The organism is Halovulum marinum (genome assembly GCF_009697225.1).
Classification (GTDB): domain Bacteria; phylum Pseudomonadota; class Alphaproteobacteria; order Rhodobacterales; family Rhodobacteraceae; genus Halovulum; species Halovulum marinum.
Genome location: NZ_WIND01000058.1, coordinates 1 through 1,851, shown reverse-complemented (window position 1 = coordinate 1,851; position 1,851 = coordinate 1). Strand labels below are relative to the sequence as shown.

Sequence of the window (1,851 nt, the reverse complement as noted above, 5' to 3'; positions counted from 1 at the left end):
CGCCGCGGACTACGAGCGCCTGTACCGGGCGTCGGTGGAGGATCCCGATGGGTTCTGGGGCGGGCAGGCGGCGCTGCTGGACTGGATCACGCCGGCGACGCGGGTGAAGAACACCTCGTTCGCGCACCCGGAGGTGTCGATCCGCTGGTTCGAGGACGGGGTGCTGAACGTCGCCGCGAACTGCATCGACCGGCACCTGGCGGCGCGCGGCGGCCAGACCGCGATCCTCTGGGAGCCGGACGATCCGGCCGCCGCGGCGCGGCACATCAGCTATGCCGAGCTGCACCAGCAGGTCTGCCGGCTGGCCAACGTGCTGCTGGCGCAGGGCGTGGCGGCGGGCGACCGGGTGGTGCTGTACCTGCCGATGATCCCCGAGGCGGCCTATGCGATGCTGGCCTGCGCGCGGATCGGGGCGGTGCACTCGGTGGTGTTCGCCGGGTTCTCGCCGGACGCGCTGGCGAACCGGGTCAACGACTGCGGCGCGAAGCTGGTGATCACCGCCGACGAGGCGCCGCGCGGCGGCCGGATCACGGCGCTGAAGGCGAACGCCGACACCGCGCTGCGCAACTGCGCCGGCGACGTGCGCTGCCTGGTGGTCAGGCGCACCGGCGGCGCCATTGCCTGGGACGACGGCCGCGACATCGACCTGACCGCGGCGATGGCGGCGGCGTCGCCGGACTGCCCGGCGCGGCCGATGGGCGCCGAGGACCCGCTGTTCATCCTCTACACCTCGGGCTCGACCGGCAGGCCGAAGGGGGTGGTGCACAGCTCGGCCGGCTATCTGCTGTATGCGGCGATCACCCACCGCTACACCTTCGACTACCACGACGGCGACATCTTCTGGTGCACCGCGGACGTCGGCTGGGTGACCGGGCACAGCTACATCGTCTACGGCCCGCTGGCCAACGGCGCCACCACGGTGATGTTCGAGGGGGTGCCGACCTGGCCCGACGCGGGCCGGTTCTGGGCGGTGTGCGCGAAGCACAAGGTGACGCAGTTCTACACCGCGCCGACGGCGATCCGGGCGCTGATGGGCCAGGGCGAGGACTGGGTGGCGCAGCACGACCTGTCGAGCCTGAAGCTGCTGGGCACGGTGGGCGAGCCGATCAACCCCGAGGCCTGGGCCTGGTACGACCGGGTGGTCGGCCACGGCCGCTGCCCGATCGTCGACACCTGGTGGCAGACCGAGACCGGCGGGCACATGATCACCCCGCTGCCGGGGGCGATCCCGGCCAAGCCGGGCTCGGCGACCAAGCCGTTCTTCGGCGTGCAGCCGGTGATCCTGGACCCGCAGACCGGCCAGGAGATCACCGCCACCGAGGCCGAGGGCGTGCTGTGCATCCGCGACAGCTGGCCGGGGCAGATGCGCACCGTCTGGGGCGACCACGAGCGCTTCGTGCAGACCTATTTCAGCGACTACAAGGGCTATTACTTCAGCGGCGACGGCTGCCGGCGCGACGCCGACGGCTACTACTGGATCACCGGCCGGGTGGACGACGTGCTGAACGTCTCCGGGCACCGCATGGGCACCGCCGAGATCGAGAGCGCGCTGGTCGCCCACCCCAAGGTCGCCGAGGCCGCGGTGGTCGGCTTTCCGCACGACATCAAGGGCCAGGGCATCTACTGCTACGTCACCCTGATGAGCGGCGCGGAGCCGAGCGAGGCGCTGCGCAAGGAACTCGGCGACTGGGTCCGCAAGGAGATCGGCCCGATCGCCAGGCCCGACGCGATCCAGTGGGCGCCGGGCCTGCCCAAGACCCGCTCCGGCAAGATCATGCGCCGGATCCTGCGCAAGGTCGCCGAGAACGACCTCGGCGCCCTCGGCGACACCTCGACCCTCGCCGACCCCTC

At 71.7% G+C, this 1,851-nt stretch carries 1 protein-coding gene; it reads left to right on the top strand.

Annotated features, from left to right (window positions below):
• Nucleotides 1-1,851 (top strand): acetate--CoA ligase (acs, locus tag GE300_RS21965; RefSeq protein ID WP_154449695.1); only part of this gene is annotated, 1,851 nt, incomplete at both ends.